21 protein-coding genes and 1 pseudogene are annotated in these 22,087 nt (G+C 66.4%); 6 read left to right on the forward strand and 16 right to left on the reverse strand.

From position 1 onward, the window contains the following. Positions 1-137: 137 nt before the first annotated feature. Both ABIB35_RS16545 and ABIB35_RS16550 read right to left on the reverse strand, forming a co-directional pair. The gene (locus ABIB35_RS16545; protein WP_354182825.1) at positions 138-1,322 is read right to left on the reverse strand and encodes a GDSL-type esterase/lipase family protein; all 1,185 of its coding nucleotides are present in this window, start codon (positions 1,320-1,322) and stop codon (positions 138-140) included. An 11-nt stretch (positions 1,323-1,333) separates the two neighbouring features. Beyond that, entirely contained in the window at positions 1,334-2,260 is a 927-nt protein-coding gene (locus ABIB35_RS16550; RefSeq protein WP_354182826.1) for a helix-turn-helix domain-containing protein, read from the reverse strand. Positions 2,261-2,349: 89 nt separating this feature from the next. On the opposite strand from ABIB35_RS16550, the gene ABIB35_RS16555 reads away from it, so the two are divergent. Beyond that, on the forward strand, positions 2,350-2,907 hold the full coding sequence (locus ABIB35_RS16555; protein ID WP_354182827.1) for a VOC family protein: 558 nt from the start codon (positions 2,350-2,352) through the stop codon (positions 2,905-2,907). Here the strand turns inward: ABIB35_RS16555 and ABIB35_RS16560 are convergent. From ABIB35_RS16560 to ABIB35_RS16605, 10 genes are all read right to left on the reverse strand, one after another. Continuing rightward, the gene (locus tag ABIB35_RS16560) at positions 2,904-3,320 is read right to left on the reverse strand and encodes a VOC family protein (protein ID WP_354182828.1); all 417 of its coding nucleotides are present in this window, start codon (positions 3,318-3,320) and stop codon (positions 2,904-2,906) included. The genes ABIB35_RS16555 and ABIB35_RS16560 overlap by 4 nt on opposite strands. Positions 3,321-3,549: 229 nt before the next feature. After that, positions 3,550-4,512 carry an AEC family transporter gene (locus ABIB35_RS16565; RefSeq protein WP_354182829.1) on the reverse strand — a complete coding sequence of 321 codons (963 nt, stop codon included), beginning with the start codon at positions 4,510-4,512 and terminating at the stop codon, positions 3,550-3,552. A 171-nt stretch (positions 4,513-4,683) separates the two neighbouring features. Next, on the reverse strand, positions 4,684-5,019 hold the full coding sequence (locus tag ABIB35_RS16570; protein WP_354182830.1) for a DUF202 domain-containing protein: 336 nt from the start codon (positions 5,017-5,019) through the stop codon (positions 4,684-4,686). Beyond that, complete coding sequence (locus tag ABIB35_RS16575) at positions 5,019-5,393, reverse strand: YidH family protein (protein WP_354182831.1); 375 nt, start codon at positions 5,391-5,393, stop codon at positions 5,019-5,021. Before ABIB35_RS16575 ends, ABIB35_RS16570 begins: the two co-directional genes overlap by 1 nt. A gap of 120 nt (positions 5,394-5,513) precedes the next feature. Beyond that, positions 5,514-6,005 carry a nucleoside deaminase gene (locus ABIB35_RS16580; RefSeq protein ID WP_354182832.1) on the reverse strand — a complete coding sequence of 164 codons (492 nt, stop codon included), beginning with the start codon at positions 6,003-6,005 and terminating at the stop codon, positions 5,514-5,516. Between the two features lie 498 nt (positions 6,006-6,503). After that, complete coding sequence (gene mmsB / locus ABIB35_RS16585) at positions 6,504-7,709, reverse strand: multiple monosaccharide ABC transporter permease (protein WP_502915820.1); 1,206 nt, start codon at positions 7,707-7,709, stop codon at positions 6,504-6,506. Then, on the reverse strand, positions 7,706-9,253 hold the full coding sequence (gene mmsA / locus ABIB35_RS16590) for a multiple monosaccharide ABC transporter ATP-binding protein (RefSeq protein ID WP_354182833.1): 1,548 nt from the start codon (positions 9,251-9,253) through the stop codon (positions 7,706-7,708). The genes mmsB and mmsA overlap by 4 nt, the downstream gene beginning before the upstream one ends. Positions 9,254-9,340: 87 nt before the next feature. Continuing rightward, positions 9,341-10,459: a multiple monosaccharide ABC transporter substrate-binding protein gene (chvE, locus tag ABIB35_RS16595; protein ID WP_354182834.1), complete on the reverse strand. Its 1,119-nt coding sequence runs from the start codon at positions 10,457-10,459 to the stop codon at positions 9,341-9,343. A 331-nt stretch (positions 10,460-10,790) separates the two neighbouring features. Further along, positions 10,791-11,447, reverse strand: coding sequence for a hypothetical protein (locus ABIB35_RS16600; protein WP_354182835.1), 657 nt, complete (start codon positions 11,445-11,447; stop codon positions 10,791-10,793). Then, positions 11,444-13,579, reverse strand: a complete 2,136-nt coding sequence (locus ABIB35_RS16605; RefSeq protein WP_354182836.1) for a beta-galactosidase — start codon at positions 13,577-13,579, stop codon at positions 11,444-11,446. Before ABIB35_RS16605 ends, ABIB35_RS16600 begins: the two co-directional genes overlap by 4 nt. Before the next feature lie 253 nt (positions 13,580-13,832). On the opposite strand from ABIB35_RS16605, the gene ABIB35_RS16610 reads away from it, so the two are divergent. Next, entirely contained in the window at positions 13,833-15,143 is a 1,311-nt protein-coding gene (locus tag ABIB35_RS16610; protein WP_354182837.1) for an ABC transporter substrate-binding protein, read from the forward strand. Positions 15,144-15,170: 27 nt separating this feature from the next. On the opposite strand, the gene ABIB35_RS16615 is transcribed toward ABIB35_RS16610, so the two are convergent. Continuing rightward, entirely contained in the window at positions 15,171-15,566 is a 396-nt protein-coding gene (locus ABIB35_RS16615) for a hypothetical protein (protein ID WP_354182838.1), read from the reverse strand. Between the two features lie 718 nt (positions 15,567-16,284). Between ABIB35_RS16615 and ABIB35_RS16620 the strand changes: the two genes are divergently transcribed. Continuing rightward, positions 16,285-17,403, forward strand: coding sequence for a thermonuclease family protein (locus ABIB35_RS16620; RefSeq protein WP_354182839.1), 1,119 nt, complete (start codon positions 16,285-16,287; stop codon positions 17,401-17,403). A gap of 106 nt (positions 17,404-17,509) precedes the next feature. Beyond that, positions 17,510-18,124: a hypothetical protein gene (locus tag ABIB35_RS16625; RefSeq protein WP_354182840.1), complete on the forward strand. Its 615-nt coding sequence runs from the start codon at positions 17,510-17,512 to the stop codon at positions 18,122-18,124. Positions 18,125-18,188: 64 nt separating this feature from the next. Here ABIB35_RS16625 and ABIB35_RS16630 read toward each other — a convergent pair whose 3' ends face one another. Further along, positions 18,189-19,388 (reverse strand): ROK family transcriptional regulator, encoded by a 1,200-nt coding sequence (locus ABIB35_RS16630; RefSeq protein WP_354182841.1) that lies wholly within the window; start codon positions 19,386-19,388, stop codon positions 18,189-18,191. Positions 19,389-19,499: 111 nt separating this feature from the next. Here ABIB35_RS16630 and ABIB35_RS16635 point away from each other — a divergent pair, with 111 nt between their 5' ends. Further along, a complete protein-coding gene (locus ABIB35_RS16635) occupies positions 19,500-19,625 on the forward strand; it encodes a hypothetical protein (RefSeq protein ID WP_502915821.1) in 126 nt (41 codons plus the stop codon). Positions 19,626-19,639: 14 nt separating this feature from the next. On the opposite strand, the gene ABIB35_RS16640 is transcribed toward ABIB35_RS16635, so the two are convergent. After that, complete coding sequence (locus ABIB35_RS16640) at positions 19,640-20,032, reverse strand: VOC family protein (RefSeq protein WP_502915822.1); 393 nt, start codon at positions 20,030-20,032, stop codon at positions 19,640-19,642. A 140-nt stretch (positions 20,033-20,172) separates the two neighbouring features. Between ABIB35_RS16640 and ABIB35_RS16645 the strand changes: the two genes are divergently transcribed. Then, entirely contained in the window at positions 20,173-20,610 is a 438-nt protein-coding gene (locus tag ABIB35_RS16645; protein ID WP_354182887.1) for a nitroreductase family deazaflavin-dependent oxidoreductase, read from the forward strand. Here the strand turns inward: ABIB35_RS16645 and ABIB35_RS16650 are convergent. After that, a pseudogene (locus ABIB35_RS16650) lies at positions 20,611-22,085 on the reverse strand (amidase). Positions 22,086-22,087 lie beyond the last annotated feature (2 nt).

A 22,087-nucleotide genomic window follows, 5' to 3' on the forward strand; every position in this document is an offset into this window, starting at 1 on the left:
TTGGGGGTGTGGTGTTGGGGTTGGGGGGGGGGGGGGGGGGGGGGGGGTGGGGGGGGGGGGGGGGGGGGGGGGGGGGCGGGGGGGGGGGGGGTTGGGGGGGGGGGGGGGGGGCGGCCCCCCCCCCCCACCCCTCCGTCTTAACTGACGCTCCGCCTGCGCAACAGCCCGTTTCCCACCTGCGCAAACGGCCCCTCGCCCGCAAACGCGTACTTCGCAAACCGCTCCCCGATCAGCCGGTGCGTGGCACTGTCCGGGTGCAGCGCGTCGGGCAGCGGATGGGCTGCGGCGTCGCCGGCGCCGTACAGGGCCGTTCCGTCCAGGTAGTACAGATTCGCGTCCTCGGACCGGCGCTCCGCCAGGGACGCCAACGCCTCGCGGATCACCCGAAGCGTCAACTGTCCGGCAGCCACGCCTGCCGGGGAACCGGTGGCAATGAACTTCACCTGGTCCGTGCCGAACGACGCCGGATCAAACGCGCCCGGACCCGGGGTGTCCTCATGGATCCCACAGAATATAGGCGACATCAGCAGCAGCGGCGTCTCCGGGTGCCCCTCGCGGATGGTGTCCAGGAACCCGTGCACGGCGGGCACAAACGAGCGCAGCCGCATCGAGTCCATGTTCACCACGTTGATACCCAGCTTCACGCTGATAACGTCCGCGGGGGTATCGCGCATCACCTGCGCGGTGAAGGGGTCGACGACGGCGCTGCCGCCCAGGCCGAGGTTGCGCAGTTCCACGCCGCCGCGCCGCGCGGCCACCGCCGGCCAGATGCCCGACGGCGTGGCGGCGTTCGATCCGTGACTCACGGAGCTGCCGTGGTGCAGCCAGACCGGCCGGTCCGAGTGGTGCGGCTCGAGCGGGGCATCGCTGTGCAGTTCCACCAGCTCCACGGACTCATTGTGCGGCAGCCAGATCTCCACCAGCTTGGCTCCCGTCGGCAGCCGCGGAAACACGCTGGTGTGCGAGGACCCTGCAACCTGCCGACTCGCACCCGTGGACATATCCACCTCGGTGGACGAGCCTCCGGTGAGCGTGTCGCTGTGTATCAGCGTGCCGTCGACCAGCAGGTCCAGATGCCCGCGCGGACGGTCCGCCCCGAGGTAAACCACCCGGGCGGGATGCGTGACCACCTCCACCTGCTCTGCCGTCGTCGAGAACACCAGCCGGACGCCGGACGGCTGTCCTTCGGCCATCAGCAGCTGCGGGTCGGGGAAACGCGTGCGCACCCAGGCAGGCAGGCGGTGCGGCTGCAGTCCCCGGGCAGTTGTTTCGAGTTCCGCGGCTCCGTGCACAAGGGCGGGCGTGATGGCAGTGGTAATCATGGGGACTTTCATTAGGGGTCAGGGGATTGCAGACAGGCAACGTTAGTGCATCCGGGCGCACGGTATTTCGGACAGGGAACGAGCACCGGAACTGACGGGAGAATTATGACCCCCCCCGCGGACCGCCGGTAGCTGCTGGCCGTGAAGCCGAGGACCTCCCGGAACGCCGCCGCCAGATGGGCCTGGTCGGCGTAACCAAGTTCAGCGGCGATGTCCGCAATCGGAGTTTCCGGATTCAGCCGCACCCGTTCCGCCGCCTCCTGCAACCGGTACCGACGGATCATGGCCAGCGGAGGCAGTCCCACGTGCCGCCGGGCCAGTCGCTGCACCGTCCGGACCGAGACACCGAGCTGCTCGGCAGCCTGCTCCACGCGGATCAGTGCGGCGTCCGCCTGGATCAGGTCCTCCAGCCGATTTGCCAGCAGTGCGTCCGGGCTGGGGGCCGGGACGCTGTCTTCCAGCCAGCGGGCTGCCGCCGCCACCGCGGCAGTGCGACGGCGGGACGCGCCGCCGTCGTCGTCCTGGTCCTTGCCGTCTTGTTCATCGGGTTCAGCGCCGTGCGACATGGCAGCAGAAACCGCCGCCAGCAGCTCCGGAGCATCGAACGGGATTTCGATGTCCCGCAGACTGCCCGGATCCTGGGTGAACACCGGCACCGCCGCCGGCCGCAGCAGCATCCCCACCGCCCAGCCCTGCCCGGACAAGTCACGGAAGGAACGCCGGGTCGCCGGGCCGGACAGCGTGACGCCGTCGGGCTGGACCACAAGGTTCAGCGCCGGGAAGGGAAGGATTTCCTGCCGGGACACCCGGCCCGGTGCCAGGTTCCACTCCGGGATCCAGAACCAACGTATCCGGTCTGCCAGCTCCTCGGCAGGCAGGATCCGATGGAAGACAGGCAGCCGTGCCGGATACAGCGTTCCCCGCCACAACTCCTCCACAGATCCCCTTTTCCGCCCTGTCCGCTCCCGCTTTGTTCCTGTCGCAAATCTTCAAGCCCGACCCCGGGGATGCTGCCTACGCTGACACCATGACTACAACAAATAACCCAACCTCAAACACTCAAACGTCAAGCGCTCCGGCCGCCCCCGCCTCCACCACACCGGGCGTCACCGGTGCTCACACCACCGATGGCATTCCGCACGGAGTCACCGCCCTGACCCCGTTCCTGGCGGTTCCGGATGCCCGTGCGGCCATCGAATTCTACCGGGATGTCTTTGGCGCCCGCACGGTGGACGTCACCGAGATGGGCGGCGTAGTGGTGCATGCCGATCTGGACTTCGGCGACGGCCGGCTGCAGCTGGGCGAGCCAAACCCCCAGTACGGGCTGGTTCCGATGCCGTCCGGAGACGAAGACTGCTATTCAATGGGCATCTACTGCGCCAACGTCGATGAAACGGTAGCCAAAGCGGAGGCGTCCGGCGCAACCATCCGTGAACCGCTGAGCACCTTCGTTTCCGGGGACCGGTTCGCGAGCATCCGGGATCCGTTCGGAGTGCGCTGGTCCGTCATGAGCCGGGTGGAGGATCTCTCCGAGGAGGAAAGCGCCCGCCGGGTCGCGGACTGGGCCGCGGCGCAGTCCGGCTAGGAGGCCTGCCCAGCGATGCTGACCATCCAGCTGGTGCCGAATTTGTCATTCAGCATCCCGAACATGTCTCCCCACGGGGCCTTCTCCAGCGGCAGGGTCATCTGGCCGCCGTCGAGCAGCGCGTCCCAGTAACCGCGCAGCTTCTCGCCGTCGTCGCCGCTCAAGGAAATGGAATAGCTGCTGCCTTCATCCAGCGCCATGCTGGACGGGGTGTCCGAGGCCATCAGCACAAAGCCGTTATCCGTGGTCAGGGACGAGTGCATGATTTTGTCCGCCTCGGCGGGGTCCTGCGCCATGTTCATATCTCCGAACGTGCTGCTCTCCAGCCTGCCGCCGAAAACACTTTGGTAGAACGCCATGGCCTCCCGGGCGTTGTCCCGGAAGCTGAGGTAGGGATTCAGAGTGACGGACATGATGATCTCCTTCAAGCGCGTGGGATCCCGGACGGTCCGGGGCGTTTCCATACGCCGCCAGAGTAGGCCCTGCCCCGGTGCAGACGGAACAGGTCCGCACAAAACAAACCCGGGCACCCGCCCAGTCCGGCCCCGGCGCCGTCGTCCTCTGCGAGGACCACCATCGTGTGGTTGCCCCGGCCCACACCGTGACGGCCTGCCTAGTGCCGCGTACCTACCGCCAGCGTTTTTAGCCGAGGAGAACCACGGCAACAATCGGAATGGTCACCACGGCCAAGGTGGAACTGAGCACGATGTTCGCTGCCGTGGCTTCGGCATTGTCGGTTTCCGCCTGGGCCAGGATGAAGCCCGACGCCGAGGTGGGCATGGCGGCGAGCAGCACCATCACCTGGTACCAGTCCGAGGGCAGACCCGGCAGCAGGCGCGCGATCAGCACGGTAAGCGCCGGGAAGACAAGCAGCTTGCCTAGGGACGCCCCCACCACCGGTGCGAAGGACAGATGCCCCGAGCGCAGCGACGTCACCGTGCGCCGGAGCGTCAGCCCAATCGCGAACAGTGCCACCGGGGCGGCGGCCGCAGCGAGCAGGTTGGTGGTGTCCACGATCGGCCCGGGCAGCGGCACGTCGAAGGCCGCGACGAGCAGCCCGGCGGCGATGCCCCACACCACGGGGTTTTTCAGGATGGCCTTGTCCGCTGCGGCCCGGACCTTGGCTCCGAACGAACCCTCCGTTTGTGCGGCGGCCAGCAGGGGAAAGAGGATTGGATAGAGCAGCATGAAGAAGAGGTTGTGGGTGAGCTGTCCGATCCCGGCAGCGAGCCCGGCGTCGGATCCCACGATCCCGAGGATGACGGGGACGCCCAGGTAGGCGACGTTGCCAAAGCTCGATCCCAGCGCGTATTGCACGGCGGCCGGCCGGTCCTGCCGGAACAGGAACCTGGAGATCAGAATGCTCAGCCCCGAGAACAGGGCACAGGCGGCCACAATGATGAGGGGAAACTGCGGCGGAATTCCCTCGCCGAGTTGAGCTTCGGCCACCACCTTGAACAGCAGCGCGGGCAGGGCAATGTAGAACACGAAGGCGCTAATGGCCGGTTCGGCGCCGGGGCCGAATTTTGTGGAGCGGCTGGCCAGATAGCCGATCAGCATGATCAGGAACAGGGGCAGAATGCTGAAGAGGACAGTGGTTAGCACGGCATTGGAGGGGTGGTGCCGATTCGCGCGGTTTTGGTTGTCATGCCTGTCCCCCATCAGTTTCTGCCGTTTGCGCAGAGGTTCGCCCGGGCTGGGCGAACCTCGGCACTACTTCATCAAGTTTCAGGATATAGAAGGAGGATATCGCTGTATGAAATATGACAAGCGACGTCAGATGGACAGGAGAACTCCCAGGCCCAGGACGCCGATCAGCAGGACCGACCCGCTGACCCACAGGACCGCACCGACGTCGGCATGGAACCGTTCCGCCGCAATACCCATGACGCGGACGGAATAGCGGCGGCGCTGAGTAAGGTAGATGGCAAGTGCAACGGCCCCGGCCGCGCCAACCAACACCAGGATCCAGGGCCCGTATTGCGGGAGCCAGCGCAGGAACACCAGTGCGGCAGTAAAGAGCGCCAGGACCGTCCTGCCCCAGGACAGCACGGTGCGCTCGGGCTGCAGGCCGGGATCCTCATGGCGGGGAACCGGCGGCTGACCCCTCATCAGCCCAGGAAGATCAGCACGGCAACTACCCCTGCAGTGACTGCTCCGGCCAGGCCCAACAGGGGAACAATGAGCGGCAGCGGCAGCGGCCGTCCGTGACGCATACTCGACTCGATGCGGATCCACCGCACCGCGGCGCCGGCGCTGAGCAGCATCCCGGTCACCACCAGGAGGACGGACAGGACCTTGCGCGGTGTTTCCGGAAAGGCCTCAATGGCAAACGCTTCCAGAGCCAGTCCGCCGGCGAGGAAGGCCAGGGAGGTGCGGATCCAGGCAAGGAAGGTGCGCTCATTGGCCAAGCTAAACCGGGGATCGGGCTCTGTTCCACCGGGAAGCACCCTGCGTGCCAGCCGCCCGCGTTTCTGCTCGGTCATTGCTCTCCTGAGGGCCGTGTTTTGCCCATAGTATGCCGCAGGAGCCTTCCCCGACGGCGACGAACGATCGAAGGTCAGGCCAGTGCTGGTTCCTTGTCCGAGCGTGCCCCCTGCTGCGGGTCAGCGCCCGCGCTGACGGGCGTGGAGCGCCCGGATTTCCTCGCTCAGCTCCGCGACCGGTCCGGCGACGTCGGCGCCCGGCACCACAGCAGTGATCGGCAATATGGCAACCGGACCTGCAGGAACGTTCCACTCGGCCAGCCACGCGGAGAGCTGCTCGCTGCTGGCGGCGTAGACGATGCGGCCGAGTCCCACCCAGCCGTGCGCGGCCGCACACATCGGGCAGTGTTCCCCGGATGTGTAGGCCGTACTTGCTGCCCGCTCGTCGGGAGTTTGGTTCTCGGCAGCCCAGCGGGCGATCTCAAACTCAGGGTGGCGAGTGGGATCGCCATCCTTGACCCGGTTCCGGTCTTCGAAGAGCACACGCCCTTCGGCGTCCACCAGCACGGAACCGAAGGGCTCGTCGCCGTCGTCCAACGCGGTGCGGGCGAGTTCGACACAGCGGCGGAGGTAATGCAGTTCGGTAGCGGTCGGCTCGTAGAAAATGTCCATCGGACCTACGCTAGCAGGGCCGCTGAAACGCCCGGACCCCGAGGTGTTGGCCTCGCAACGCCACGGTTCAGGGCGGCGAAGTGGCGGCTTCCCAGCTGCTCTCCGCCGCGCCGGAAATCGAGGTTCCCAACCGGGTGGCCCCGAGCGCGCCGGGTGGCTCCGAGCGAGAACGTGGAGCAGTACCTGCCCACCGCGGAACGGACCAGGATCACCGCCTGAACAACGAGCGCCAGGAAGGCCACTCAGTTACCCCATCCGCCGCCCGCCATGATCTGGACCACCACGGCAGTCAGCACCCCGGCAGCTGCAGCGGGCCACATTTTTACACCACTGGAAGGACAGCACGGTGCCCGGCAGGAAAACCAAAACGAACAGCAGCGGAATCAGCCCGGCAAGCTCCTCAGACAAGGCGCACCGCCCCTCCGCTGCTTGAGTGCGTCCGGACAGATCATCCACTTTTTCCCAGAGTCATGTCCCCGAAACTATCGGAGGTTGAAGCTACCGCGCGCTCTTCCGCCGGCTGAACCCGAACGCCACCGCCAGCAGCAGCACCAGGCCCTTGATGACCTGCTGCCAGGCGGCGTCCACGGACAGGATGGACAGGCCCTGGTTCAGCACGCCCATCACCAGGCCGCCGATCACCGCACCGATCACGGTGCCCACGCCGCCCTGCACCGACGCGCCGCCGATGAACACCGCGGCAATAGCGTCCAGCTCATAACCGCCGCCGGCCGAAGCCACCGCTCCCCCGGCCCGGGCCGTGCTGACCACGCCGGCCAGACCGGCCAGGAACCCCATGTTCACAAAGATGAAGAAGTTCACCCACTGCGTCTTCACACCGGACATCATGGCCGCGTTCAGGTTCCCGCCCATCGCGTAGATGTGCCGGCCAAACACGGTGCGGGTCAGCAGGAAGGAATAGGTCAGCACCAGCACCGCCAGGATGATCAGGATGTTCGGGGTGCCCCGGTTGTACGCCAGCAGGTAGCACAGGTACATGATGGCCACCACGGCCACCCCGATCTTGAACCAGAAGGACAGGGCCCGCTCGCTCGGCAGTCCCAGCCGGGCCACGTCGGCCCGGCTCTTGAGCTGCTGCACAATCAGCGCCACGGAAGCAATGGCGCCGATGCCCAGGGTGATCAGGTCCGGAGTGCCGGTGGAAGGCAGAGTGCCGGAGCCGATCGCCACGTACGGCCGCGGCAGGCCGCTGACGGTGCCGCCGGAGAGCAGCACCAGAGCCAGGCCGCGGAAGATCAGCATTCCGGCCAGCGTGACAATGAACGCCGGTATCCCCACAAACGCCACCCAGAATCCCTGCCACGCACCAATCAGGGCGCCGACGGCGAGGGCCAGGGCCACGGCGCCCCACCAGGGCAGCCCCCAGTCGTTCATGGACAGCGCGGCCACCGCACCGACCACCGCCACCACCGAGCCTACGGAGAGATCGATGTGCCCGGCGATGATCACCATCACCATGCCGATGGCCAGGATCAGCACGTACGCGTTCTGCTGGATCAGGTTGGAGACGTTGCCGGGATAGAGCAGCCGGCCGCCGGTGAGGACCTGGAAGAGCAGAATAATGACGACGAGCGCGGCGAGGATGCCGTACTGCCGCAGGTCTACCCGCATCCGCCGTTTCGACGTCGTCTTGGGGCGCGGGGGGAGCGGCGCCTTGGCCTGTTCCGGAGTGGTGGTGGTCACGAGGCTTGTGCTCCTTGGGTCCGGGCGGCGGTCATGTGGCGCATCAGTTCTTCCTGCGTGGCGTCGGCGCGGGACACCTCTGCGGTGAGCTTGCCTTCGGCGATGGTGTAGATGCGGTCGGCGAGCCCGATCAGTTCGGGCAGCTCGCTGGAAATGACAATGACGGCTTTGCCGGCCGCCGCCATCTCGTTGATGATCCCGTAGATTTCAAACTTGGCTCCGACGTCGATCCCGCGCGTCGGTTCGTCGAGGATCAGCACGTCCGGACCGGAATAGATCCATTTGCTGAGCACGACTTTCTGCTGGTTTCCGCCGGACAGGTTCCCCACAATGGAGGACACGGTGGGCGTCTTAATGTTCATCCGCTGCCGGTAGTCGTCGGCCACCCCGTATTCGCGGTTGCGGTCGATGATGCCCAGCCTGGCGAGCTTGCGCAGCGCCGCGGCGGACACGTTCACGGTGACGCTGCCGATCAGGTTCAGCCCGTACCGTTTGCGGTCCTCGCTGACGTACGCCAGGCCGTTGCGGATGGCCTCCCCCACCGTGCGCGTGGTGATTTCCTTGCCGTCCTTGTAGACGCGGCCGGAAATTCCGGCGCCCCAGGACCGCCCGAAGATGCTCATGGCCAGTTCGGTGCGGCCGGCGCCCATCAGCCCGGCAAATCCCACAATCTCCCCGGCACGGACATTGAAGGAGGCGGAGTCGACGACGACGCGGTCCGTGTCCACGGGGTGGTGCACCGTCCAGTCCTCCACCCGGAATTTTTCCGCGCCGATGTCCGGCTCCCGGTCCGGAAACTGGCTGTCCAGCGGCCGGCCCACCATGGCGCGGATGATCCGGGTTTCAATGTCATCCGTGTCCTCGACCGGGAACGTGTCGATGGTCTGTCCGTCCCGGATGACGGTGACAATGTCCGCGATGGCCCGGATTTCCTTGAGCTTGTGGGAAATGATGATGGAGGTGATGCCCTGGTCCCTGAGCTGGTCGATCAGCCCAAGCAGGTGGGCCGAATCGCCGTCGTTCAGCGCCGCCGTCGGCTCGTCCAGGATGAGGATTTTGACTTCCTTGGACAGCGCCTTGGCGATTTCCACCAGTTGCTGCTTGCCCACGCCCAGCTCCAGGATTTTGGTGGCCGGGCTTTCGTCCAGCCCCACCCGCTCCAGCAGGGCCGCGGCCTGCAGGTTGGTACGGTTCCAGTCGATCACGCCGCCGCGGGAGACTTCGTTGCCCAGGAAGATGTTTTCGGCAATGGACAGGTACGGGCTGAGCGCGAGTTCCTGATGGATGATCACAATGCCGTCCCGCTCGCTGTCATTGATCGTCCCGTAGCTCACGGGGGCGCCCTCGAGGGTGATGGTGCCCTCGAAGCTGCCGTGTGGATAGACCCCGCTGAGCACCTTCATGAGCGTGGACTTGCCGGCACCGTTTTCGCCGCAGATGGCGTGCACTCCGCCGCGCTCAATGTCCACCGAAACGCCGTCGAGCGCTTTGATGCCGTTGAATTCCTTCACAATGCCGTCCATGGAGAGGATGACGTCATTCATGCCGTTCTCGTTTCGCTGCAGAAGTGGAGAACCGGGAGCGGGACACGGACCGGCCGCGCCCCGCTGCCGGTCCATGACCGGGCCGCCTTAGAGCCCGACGTCGCCCGCAGTGACAAACCCGGAGTCCACCAGCGTGCTCTGCACGTCGTCCTTGACCACAACCTGCGGTTCCAGGATGTAGGTGGGGACCACCTTGACCTCATTGTCGTAGGTCTCGGTGTCGTTGACTTCCGGGTCCTCCCCGGCCACCAGGGAGGCAATCATGGTGTCCACCTGGGTACCCAGCTCGCGGGTGTCCTTCCAGACCGTCATGGCCTGCTGGTCGGCGAGCAGCGCCTTGATGTTGGCGACGTCGGCGTCCTGCCCGGTGATCAGCGGCCAGTCGGTGCCGGGCGTGTAGCCGGCGGCCTGCAGCGAGGCTTCGATGCCCAGCGCGAGGCTGTCATTGGGCGAAAGTACTACGTCCACTTTGTCCCCTCCGGTGTAGAAGGACTGCAGGCGGTTATCCATTTCTGACTGCGCGTCCGCGGACTTCCAGCCCAGGATGCCGATGGAGGTCCAGCCCTCGTTATCCGCCGGGGACTTGCCGGAGGGCACCACCAGCTGCCCGCTTTCCACGTAGGGCAGCAGTACATCCCAGGCACCGGAGAAGACGAAGGAGGCGTTGTTGTCATCGGGGCTGCCGGCGAAGGGCTCCAGATTGAACGGGCCCTCTCCGTCGGCTAGTCCCAGCTGCTCCTCGATGAACTCGCCCTGCAGCTGGCCTACCTTGTAGTTGTCAAAGGTGGCGTAGTAGTCCACGGCGTCCGTGCCGTTGATCAGGCGGTCGTAGGCAATGACGGTAACGTCCTGCTCCTTGGCGCTTTCCAGGGCCGGGCCGAGGGTCTTGCCGTCAATGGCGGCAACCACAAGGATCTTGGCTCCGCCGGCCACCTGGTTCTGGATCTGGCTGATCTGCTGGTCGGTTTTATCATCCGCATACTGCAGGTCAACGGTGCACCCCTTGGCTTTGAGTTTTTCCTCCAGCCCTTCGCCGTCATTGATCCAGCGCTCCAGGCTGCGGGTCGGCATGGAGATGCCTACGTTGCAGTCAGCGGTGTCGCCGTCCTCCGCGGCATCGTTGGATCCGGCCGGGGCACAGGCAGACAGGCCCGCCGCGAGTCCTAGGGCCAGGAAAAGAGTGGAAACATGCTTCATTCGAGTCATGGTTGAGCCTTTTGGAAAAGGATCCGGCTGCTGCGGCGGGCTTTCGGCATGGCGCCGGTGAACCGGCGGAAGGCCACTGCGGATTGCCGTGGGACTGGATCGGACGGATACAACGCTGTAACGCCCCGGGTAACGGAAGCCGTCACCTATTTGCAGGCGAGGACTACTTATTCATCCGGGAGGCTCCCGGACAAGCGAAGTTATCCAATCGCAACACTGTCCGCACCGCTGCTCTGTAGCGGGATCTGCCGCCCGTTACCGGCTGGGCATCCGTCCGGGCACCCACCGCGGCCTCCACCCGATCACCTGGGCAGACACCCGCCCTGGGAGCTCAGGCATCAGCGGCAGCTCTGCGCCGTTCCGGAGCCGCAACGACGGCCAGCGCCACACAGCCCAGTGCGGGAATGATGAGCGGGAAGAACTGCCGGGCCACCAGCACGGCGAAGGCCGCGGCGGCCAGGATAAAGAGGGCGCCCACCGGGTCCGAGGACAGCTCGGCTGCCGTCGGGCGCAGGGTCCGGCGCCATCCGGGCCCGGGCGTCCAGCGTCCGGCCATGCTGACGATCAGGAGTACCACACCGGCCAGCGCCACCCAGCTCGCCGCGGCTACGGTTCCTCCCCCGGGCAGGGCTCCGCTGGAGGCAAATGAGATGTTCAGCAACAAAAGAAGGGCGGCGGCGAGACCCGCGGCGCCCACCAGCAGACCGCCGGGCAGCGCGGCCAGCAGTTCCCGCCAGAAGCGGCCCATCGGGGCAACATCGCCCTTCAATCCACGCCGCAGGTGCCGGATTCCCGTGGCCAGGGCGCTCGGAAAGGAGATGACAGCCACTGAGCCTGCCGTCACCAGCAGTCCGGTGGTGATAACCGCTCCCACCAGGGAGAAGGTGTTGGCAGCACCGGGCCAGCGCGGCGGCGCCGCTTCCAGGGGGATCGGACCGCTGCCGCTGCGGGCTGCCCGGCGGGCCATGCCCCGCTGACGCCGGCTCATCGGGTGGACTCCGTTCCGTGCGGCGCCCGCGGCCTCTCGGGCGTCCGTCCCCGGTGCAGGATGGCGACGCCGCGCGGGGCGATCGCACCGTCGCGCGTCCCGCCGTCGCCCGTCCCGCCGTCGTTCGTCCCGCCGTCGTTCATATCAGTGCTGACCGGAGCATCCGCAAGCCGCTGACCGTCCAGGCCGGCCAGCGGCACCGCGTCGGCGGTCCGGTTCACGAGGAACCAGAACTCCGAGTCGCCGTTTTCCCGGATGGCCAGTTCCACGCGTCCGCGCAGCGCCTCGGGCAGCTCTGAGCCCACCCCGGCGGCTGCCAGCAGCTGAGCGAGCACCGGTTCCAGTCCGTGGTGCCCCAGCCGGGTGGAGACGTAGGCGGCCGACCCCTCACCGGTGCGCCGGCGCGTGATCGCAGCCCGGCCGGCCTGATCTCCGGTCTTGTAGCTGGCCAGCACCTCGGTGGCCCCGTCGGTCACATCGATCCGGTCCGTCCACAGGGTTCCGGTGAGCCCGTGGTCCAGCTCCGCCGTGTCGCCGTCAGCCAGCGGTCCGAATTCCTGGATCCGGATGCCCAGCAGCTCCCGCAGCGGGCCGGGATATCCGCCCAGCCACGCATGGTCGTGTTCGTTGACGATCCCGGAGAAGTAGGTGGTGACCAGGTGGCCGCCGGCGTGGACATAGTCGTTCAGCCGCCCTGCGCCGTCCGCGGTGAGCAGGTACAGTCCCGGGGCGATGAGCACGTCGTACTGCCCCAGCTCCGTTTCGAAGGGCACGACGTCGGCACGCACGCCCAGCGCGAGCAACGCCGAATACCAGTCCAGGGCCTCCTGGTGGTAATTGAACCGGGAGGTGGGGTGGGAGTCCTGTTCGCTGGCCACCCAGCTGTTCCAGTCGAAGATGATCGCGGCGCGGGCGCGGCGCCGGCGGGATCCGGTAACCGGGGCGAGCTGCTTCAGGGTGTGCCCAAGCTCGGTGACGGAGCGGAACATGTCGCTGTCCTCGCCGGCGTGCGGAACCATGGCGGAGTGGAACTTTTCCGCACCGCGGGAGGACTGCCTCCACTGGAAGAAGCAGACGGCGTCGGCGCCGTGGGCCACATGGGTCAGGGAATCGCGGGCCAGCTCGCCCGGCTTTTTTGCCAGGTTGATCGGCTGCCAGTTGACCGCACCGGTGGAGTGTTCCATCAGGAACCAGGGCTTTCCGCCGGCGATGTTGGACGTGCGGTTGGCCGAGAAGGACAGCTCGTCCATGGCCTGCGGCCCCGGCCGGACATAGTGGTCATTGGCGACGAAGTCGACGTCGGCGGCCCAGTCCGCGTAATCCATGGCCGGAATGCCGGTGGAAACCATGAAGTTGGTGGTGACGGGGACGTCGGGGGTGGCGCTGCGCAGGATCTCCGATTCCGCGCGCAGGTAGTCCTTAAGCGCGTCCGACGAGAACCGCTTGAAGTCCAGCTGCTGGGTCGGATTCGGATGTGTGGCGGCCAGCCGCGGCGGCAGGATCTGCTCCCAGCCGCTGTAGGTCTGGGACCAGAACGCGGTTCCCCAGGCGTGGTTGAGGGCCTCGAGATTTCCATAGCGGTGCTGCAGCCATCCGCGGAAGGCCAGGGCGGCGTCCTCGGAATAGTCGTAGACGTTGTGGCAGCCGAGTTCATTGTTCACATGCCAGGCAACCAGGGCCGGATGCGTGCCGTAGCGCTTGGCCATGGCTGTAACCAGCGCCAGGGCATGCTCCCGAAACACCGGAGAGGTGGGACGCCAGTGCTGCCGGCCCCCGGGCCAGATCACCCTGCCCTCGCGGTCCATGGGAAGGATTTCCGGGTGGGTGGCGGTCAGCCACGGCGGCGGGGAGGCCGTGGCGGTGGCCAGGTCCACGGCGATGCCATTGGCGTGCAGCAGATCCATGATCCTGTCCAGCCAGCCAAAGTCCCAGGAGTCCGCCGTGGGCTGGAGCCGGGCCCAGGAAAAGATGGCCAGGGACACGATGTTCACCCCGGCCTCCCGCATCAGCCGGACATCCTCGTCCCAGACCTCCCGCGGCCACTGCTCCGGGTTGTAATCGGCCCCGAAACCGAGCTGCTGCTGCCCTCCGTCGGGCCAGCGGATCCAGCGGTGGGTGGTGTTCTCGGTCATGCCGGGCCTTTCGTGGATCCGCACAAGAGCGCCGGCGGAAATCGGTTTCCGTCCACGCTATGGCCTGACCACGCAAGCGTCAAGCACCGCAGAGGCGCCGCCGGCGAGGTGGGCTTGTGTTGACGGTCACATCCTTTTCGGGCTAGTTTCGATTCATTCGGAAATCGCTTTCCCTTCCGGTCCTCCGGAAGGAAAGCGGCGGCACGCCGTCCGCCAGCGCCGAAGTCCCAGACCCCGCCGGAAGCAGGATTCAATGAAGAAGTTCTCCCAGCCCAGACGTCCCCTTGCAGCCGCCGCCACCCTGGCCGTGGTGCTGGCTGCGGGTCTGACAGCCTGTGGGAGCAGCGGAGGCAGCACCGAGTATTCCGAAGAGGATCCTGCGGCGCTGACCTTTTCCTGGTGGGGCTCGGACCCGCGGCACGAAGCCAACCAGGCCATCATGACAAGTTTTGGGGAGACCCATCCGGCCATCACGGTGGAAGGCCAGTTTGGCGACTGGAACGGCTACTGGGACCGGCTGGCCACCACCACGGCCGGCGGCGACGCAGCAGACATCATCACCATGGACGAGCAGTACCTGCAGGAGTACGCCGGACGCGGCGCCCTTGCGGACCTGAGCTCCCTGGCCGGGCTGGACCTGTCCAAGTTCGATGAATCCACCATCAACTCGGGTAAATACGAAGACGGCCTGTACGGGCTGAGCACAGGACGCAACGTCTACGTTGTCATGGCCAACCAGGACCTCTTTGAGCAGGCCGGCGTTGCCCTGCCCGACGATTCCATCTGGACCTGGGAGGACTACTACCGGATCTCCGAGGAACTGCGCACCAAGCTGGACGGCGTCTCCGGCACGGACTACGGCGCCCTAGATGTGGATCTCAACATCTGGCTGCGCCAGCAGGGCGAATCACTCTACAACCAGGACGGTGAGGGCGTCGGCTACGGCACCGCGAACGCCGCGTCCTGGTTTGAGCACCTGCTGAAGGTGCGTGACGAGGGCGGCGGAAGCACTGCTGCCCAGGCGGTTGAGGACCAGGCCGGCACCTTGGAATCAGCCAGCTTCCCGAACAACCGCGCGGCCATGGACTGGTACTGGTCCAACCAGCTCGGCGCCCTGGAAAACGCCTCCGGCAGTAACATCACCATGCTGCGCGCGCCCTCGTCCACCGGCGAGGCCAAGGACAACGGCATGTTCTTCAAGGCCTCCATGTACTGGTCCGTCTCCAGCGGCTCCGACTACCAGGAGGCTGCGGCCGAGTTTGTGAACTACCTCGCCAACAACAAGGAGGCAGCCGAAAAGCTCCTGCTGGACCGCGGTGTTCCCGTGAACCCGGACATGCGCGCCGCCATTGAGCCGCAGCTGGAGAAGTCCGAGAGCGAGGTCATGTCCTTCCTGGAGGGAGTGGAGCCGGACATGGAAACCTCGCCCCGCCCGGCGCCGGTGGGGGCCTCCGGCGTCCAGCTGCTGGTGAACCGTTACGCCTCGGAGGTGCTCTTCGGTACCCTGACCCCGGAGCAGGCCGCCGAGCAGATGACCGGCGAAATCGAAAGCCTGATCGGCTAGGGGACGCGCCCCTGCAGCAGCGGTGTATTACTTCGCCGTCGGCTGCCCGCGCACGGCGGACCACTGCTCACCCACGGCGGCATCGGCCAGCGGTTCCCAGTTGTTGTCCGCCAGCAGCGAGGCAACGGTGTCCCGGTTGAGGTCCCGTTCCGTGCCCTCAACCGTACCCGAGGGGTAGCAGACCCAGAGCACGCCGCCGGCCTCCACGGCGGCGGCGGCACCGGACAGGTCATGTGCCAGATCGGCTGCTGAACCCGCAAACAGTACGACGACGTCGGCCGGCATCAGTGAGCCCGTCGCCGCAATGTTCGCCTGGGCGGGCAGAAACCGGGCAACCTCCGGACGGTCCTGCGCGCCGTAGACCGTGACACGGTTCTCCGGTGAGATGCCAAAGATTCGGGCGGCAGATGATTCGGATGACATGTGGTGGAGCTCCATTTCCAGGGCGTGAGACTGTGTTGGGTCAAAAGATCCGGCGGACACGCCGGCCGGCCGTCGCTTCCATTCTTTCAGGTCTGCCGGTCCAGCCGGTCCAGGGGCGGGCGGTCTGGTCTTGAAGCTCTTGTTCTGCGCGGGCTTCAATGCCCACTTTCCCTCGACGTAATGAGGGCCGAAATGGCAAGTCCCACACCCACCGGCCCCAGCAGGAGCGCCGCCATTGAGGTGTATCCGTCCAAAAGGGACAGTAGGGCAAGGCTGCCGGCGGACAACGCGGAAATGGCCAGCCGCCTCCCGGTTTTGGCCCGGCGCAATGACCCTGGGTCATCGGAAGGCTGCGGGTATCTGGGTGGGCCGGCGAACCCGGGTGGTCCCGGGTACCGGGGCAGCGGCGGATGGCCGGGCTGCGGCTGCTCCTGGCCTTGCGAAGACGGTGAATCCGGCCAGCTGTCCATGCTTCCCCCAATGAGTGTGGGTTTCCGCGGTTGCCTGCTTCGGTTTGTGAAGATTCCGCCCCTCACTGCGCCGTTTCCCCATTGTCACCGACAACTAGTAACCTCAGGGGGACAATTCAATAGTTGGGGATAACCTTGCATCGCACCATCATCGGAGTTCACCACTCTGCTCTCAGAAATTCGTACCTTCCAGCAGCCCTAAAACTGTCTGTAGCGGACCTCTGCGTTCCTCTCTTAAAGCGCCTTCCATGATCGGCGGAGCAAAAGCAGCACTTGCGGCAGCTGCCGCCGTCGTCATCGTTGGTGGAACCACCGTTGCCATCGTTTCCGCAGGGAATGCGGATAAAGGAAAAGTCATTCGGGTTATCGACGGCGACACTCTGGTGGTGGATTTCGACAATCAGGAACTGACCGTCCGACTGCTGAATGTGGATACCCCGGAGACCAAGGACCCGGACAAGCCCGTGGAATGCATGGGCCCCGAGGCCACCGACTTCCTGACGGGGGCCCTGCCCGCCGGAAGCACCGTGACACTGGGGTTCGACGTCGAGCGCGAGGACCGCTACGGCCGTACCTTGGCCGCCGTCTATGACGATGACGATCTGCTCATCAATGCCGAGGTTGCCCGCCGCGGGCTGGGAATCCCGGTCACCTACGAGCCGAATGCTAAATTCCGGCCGCCCGTGGACGAGGCCTACCGCGAAGCCCAAGAGAACGGCGCCGGGCTCTTCGCCGAGGACGTTGAGTGCACCATTCCAGCCATGGTCGCCGCGTTGGAAGACGCTGCCGTCCAAGCGGCCGCGGAGGGAACCGGGGCGACGGCTGCGTCCGCTGCCGCTGCTGCCGCCGCCGTCTACGCACTGATCAAGACCGTTGACGAGGGCTTCGACGCCTTCGAGTCCGGTGCTAAGTCGAGCAAATCGATGGTCTGGGCTGCGCTCTCAACAGCGAAGCGGACCGAGCTTCAGGCCAGGGTTTCCGCCGCGCGGAGTGCGGTGCACGTGCGCCATGGCGAGCTGACCGCCCTGCAGCAGGATCGCCAGCAGGCCGAGGATGAAGTGGTCCGCAAGGCTGCCGAGGCAAAGGCTGAAGCTGAGCGGGTGGCGGCCGAGGAAGCAGCTAGAATGGCCGCCGTTGCTGCCCAGGCTGAAGCCAACCGGATCGCTGCGGAACAGGATGAGGCCAACCGCGTTGCTGCCGAGGCCGAAGCCCGGCGGGTTGCCGCCGCCCAGGCGGAGGCTGACCGGCAGGCCGCTTATGTTCCGCCGGTGCAGCAGTACGTTCCTCCGGTGCAGAACAGCAATCCCCCCGGCTACACGGGTCCGCGCTGCTATGCGCCCGGCGGCAAGTCCTGGCGCCCCTGCTAGCCGGAACACCCCCTTGAAGCGCTGACGCTTCGCCCCACCGCCGGCAGGAAGGCACCAGCGTAAATGGTGCTCTCCTGCCGGCAACGCCATGCCTAGAAAGATACCCATGAAAAAGAACACCCTGATTTTTGCGACCCTCGTTTCCGCCGTCCTGACGCTCAGCGCCTGCGGCGATTCCTCCTCCGAGGGGACGGAGCTGACGTCCACACCGGTGGAACCAGCCACGTCCAGCACCACTGCCTCACCCACTGACCCTGTCCGCAGTCCACGCGGGAATATCATCAAAACAGTTGGCCAACCCGCTGGAGTCCGAATTCAGGAAGGCAGCGACGAGTGGGCCCTTAAATTCACCGTCACAGATATTCAGGTGGATCCTGTGTGCACGAGCGTTCACTCGATGCCAGGAGACAACGGACATTTGATTGCACTGAGCATAGAGGCAACCACAGCACCAGAACCCCAATACAGCACGGCTATGGGCTCCCCTATCTCCTTCGACAGTTGGAAGGTCATCGCCTCCAACGGGACCACCGTAAACACCACATTTTCGCAGGCATCGGTCAGCTGCTTCGAAGGGACGGAAATGATCCCAAATTCCATCGGAGCTGGTGAAAAAGCTGTCGGAAGAGTTGTTTTGGACGTTCCCGACACCGCTGGAACATTGGTGTATATGGGCTACGGCGGTGACGGCTGGGAATGGGAATACGGAACAAAGAAGTAACCGGCCTGCCCTGATCACCGCATTTTATTTGGTGTACAGGTGTGACGGGGCAAACCGGGAAAAGCTACGCCTTCGCAACGGCTCCGGCCAGCATCCGGTCGATGCTCTCCGGCGACAGGGCATGTTGGATTGCCAGCATGCTCGCGCCCACCATACCGGCGTCGAGCCCGGAGGCGGACTGCACAATCTGCAGTTGCTGCGTGGCCAGCGGCATGGTGCGCGAATACACCACCTCGCGCACGCCGGCGATGAAGTGCTCGCCGGTCAGCGCCATCGATCCGCCGATCACAATCACGGCCGGATTGAGCATGCTCAGGCACGCGGAGAGGACTTCGCCCACGTCCCGGCCGGCCTGCCGGACCACCTGCACCGCTTCCCGGTCGCCCTGCTGCACCAGCGCCACCACGTCCAGGCTGTCCGCCGCATCGCGGCCCAGCTCCCGGAGTTTCTGCGCCACCGCGGGGCCCGAGGCCACCGCTTCCAGACATCCGTGGTTGCCGCACCTGCAGAGCAGGTCCGCTCCGTGGGGCACCCGGATATGCCCGAGGTCCCCCGCCACCCCGTCAGCGCCGCGCAGCAGCTCCCCGTTGCAAATGATCCCGGCGCCGATCCCGGTGGCCACCTTCGCGAAGATCAGGTCCTGAACGCCGGGCCAGGCCGCCGCCCGCTCCCCCACCGACATCACGTTCACGTCGTTATCCACCAGCACCGGCGCTGCGAAGTGCCCCTGCAGGTATCCGGGCACGTCAAAGCCGTGCCAGCCGGGCATGATGGGCGGATTGATGGGCCGCCCGGTGAGGTGTTCCACCGGACCGGGCACGCCGACGCCGATGGCGAGAACGTCCTGCGCCGAGCGGCCGGCCCGCTGCAGGAGTTCCTTTCCCAGTTCCGCCACTGTGTCCAGCACCATCTCCGGTCCTTCGCTGACCTGCAGCTCCCGGGAGGCATCCCGGAGCCGGGCACCGGACAGGTCGGTGAGCCCCACGCGCAGGTGCGAAGCGCCGATGTCCACGCCGAGCACCACCTTGGTTTGGGTCCGGAGCGCGAACCGCGACGACGGCCGTCCGCCGGTGGAGGCAGCATCATCCACCGGAGCCACCAGGCCCACGTCCATCAGCGCCTGCACCCTCAGTGCCACGGTGGAGCGGGCCACGCCCAGCAGGTCCGCCAGCTCAGTGCGGGTGCGGGGCTGCCCGTCGCGCAGCAGCTGGAACAGCCCGCTGGTACCCGAGACAGCGGGCGAGTTCTTCCTTCTATCGATCACCGGGCAATTCAAGCACAGCACCGGGAGAACTTATGTCGATTAACAGCAATATCCCGGCCTTCCGTCGCCTGATTGTTGTTATCGTGACCGCACTCCCAGGCCAAGGACCTGGTGGAGGCGATTGCCGCCGGAACCCGGCCAGCGCCGTCGTTCGCTGACGGGCTCCAGGTCCAGGAGGTGCTGGGAGCCGTGTCCCGCAGCACGGACAGGGCCGGCATCTGGACACCCGTCCGCTAGCCGCCGGCTAAACGCTATTCGGCCGGCGGCGAGAGTACTTCCACGCGGTTATTGAAGGGGTCGCGGCAGTGGAACCGTTCGTAGCCCTCAAAGGTGTGCCGCTCCTCCCAGGACACGTCGAACCCCCGGGACGCGATCCGGGAACCCAGATCTTCGAGTGCCGCGGCGGACGCCACCACCAGCGCGGGGTGCGCCTTTTTCGCCGGAACAAAGGGCGAATCCACGCCCAGATGGATTTCTGCCACTACGGTGCTGCCCTCGAAAGCCCGGAACCAGCAGCCTCCCCGGCCGGCCAGCGACGGCGGTTTCGGCACCTCGGTCAGGCCCAGGGCCCCGCCGTAGAAGCCCCGTGCCTGCTCTTCCCCGCCCTCGGGTATGGAAACCTGTACATGGTGTAACCGCATCATTCCCCCGTTTTTCCTGCTGCCTGCCGAGGCGAGACCGGCCGCGGCTGGAATCATCATGGCATACCGGGCCCGCCGCCGGCCGGCCCGGAGATTACGGACAGAACTGGATCTGGCCCCGGCTAAGGAGTTGACTGGTGCCCATGCCTCTTACCGGTGAATATGCCCCCAGTGCCAGCAAACGTGCCCGCGATCAGGCGGAGCTGATCGAAAGCTCCGGCGGAACCGAGGGCACCACCCTCGGCGGCCGGCCGGTGGTCCTGCTAACCACGGTCGGCGCCAAGTCCGGCAAGCTGCGCAAGACGCCGCTGATGCGGGTGGAGCACAACGGCGAGTACGCCGTCGTCGCCTCCCTGGGCGGCGCCCCCAAGCATCCCGTCTGGTACTTCAACGTCCTGGCCAATCCGCAGGTGGAGCTGCAGGACGGACCGCAGAAGTGGGACATGCGGGCGCGTGAGGTCACCGGGCAGGAGAAGGCGCTCTGGTGGGAGCGGGCCGTGGCAGCCTATCCCCCGTACGCGGATTACCAGGCCAAAACCGACCGTGAAATTCCCGTCTTTGTCCTGGAGCGGATGGACTAGTCAGCCGGCATTCCCCCCGCTGCCGGCAGTCAGCGCCGGTGCCCGGCGGGCATAACCGGTGGCCTGTTCAAAGGCCTGCGCCACCTGGAGCAGCGCAAAATCCTTCCCGTGGTTGGCGACCATCTGCAGCCCCACCGGCAGCCCGTCAGAGCTGAAGCCGGCCGGCATGGACAGCGCCGGGAGCCCGGTCGCCGAAATCACGCAGGCCGAGCGCATCCAATCCAGGTAGGTGGGCAGCGCTTCGCCGTTGATCGTCTCCGGATAGCGCTGACTGGCGTCGAAGGGCAGCACCTGCGCCGCGGGGGCCAGCAGGACGTCGTAGCCGCCAAAGAACTCGTGGACCTTCAGTGCCAGCCGGGTGCGGGCGGCGGCCGTGTTTGCAATGTCCTGCCCGGTCAGCGCCCGGCCCTGCTCCACATTCCAGCGGATCTCCGGCTTGATCAGCTCCGCGTGGTCCCGGACCAGATCCCCCAGTGAGTGCACAAATTCCAGCGCCCGCACGTTGCGGAACACCAGGTCGGCGTCGCGCAGGTCCGGGCAGGCCTGCTCCACGCTGGCCCCGAGCTCCTCGAAGAAGCCAAGCTGGGCCTCCAGCACCCGCAGCACTTCCTTTTCCACCGGAATTCCCAGCCCAAAGTCCGGGGTCCAGGCAATCTTCAGCCCGGCGAGTTTCCGTTCCAGCGGCTGCGCGAAGGTCTCCGGAGAGAGGGAGGGCAGCACCTGCGGTCCGGGTCCGGGTCCGGCCACCGCCGTGAGCATCAGCGCAATGTCCGCAACCTCCCGGGCCATGGGTCCGCTGCGGCCCAGCCAGCTCCACAGATCGCGGGACGGCCAGGTGGGCACCACCCCAGCTGAGGGCCGGAAGCCCACCACATTGCAGAACGACGCCGGGATGCGCAGCGAGCCGCCCATGTCGCTGCCGTCGCTGATCGCCTGGATGCGTGCACCCAGGGCCGCGGCGGCCCCGCCGCTGCTGCCGCCGGCGCTGAGCTGCGGGGCGTAGGGGTTGGTGGTGGTGCCGAAGACCTCGTTGAAGGTGTGCGAGCCGGCAGCGAACTCGGGCACATTGGACTTGCCCGTGGTCACTGCCCCGGCAGCCTTCAGCCGCGCAATGATCAGGTCATCGGCGTCGGGCACAAAATCCCGGAACAGGACGGACCCCTGGGTGGTGCGCATCCCCGGGTGTTGTGGGTGTCCTTGTGCGTCATCGGCAGCCCGTGCAGCGGCGGCAACCCGTCCCCGGTTGAGGTTCCGGTTGAGGTTCCGGCCGTGCGCTCGTCGGCTGCGGTGGCCAGTGCGTAGGCGCCCTCCGGATCCAGGGTGACCACCGCGTTGATGTGGGAGTTGACCGCTGAAATCTGCTCAAACTGGGCGTCCAGGGCCTCGCGGGCCGAAACGGTGCGGGCACGGATGGCTCCGGTCAGCTCCACGGCGGACATGGCCTGGATCGCCTCGGCGGACGGCGTCAGTGCCATGC

Origin of the sequence: Arthrobacter sp. UYP6 (assembly GCF_040547315.1) — a bacterium.
Taxonomy (GTDB): Bacteria; Actinomycetota; Actinomycetes; order Actinomycetales; family Micrococcaceae; genus Arthrobacter_B.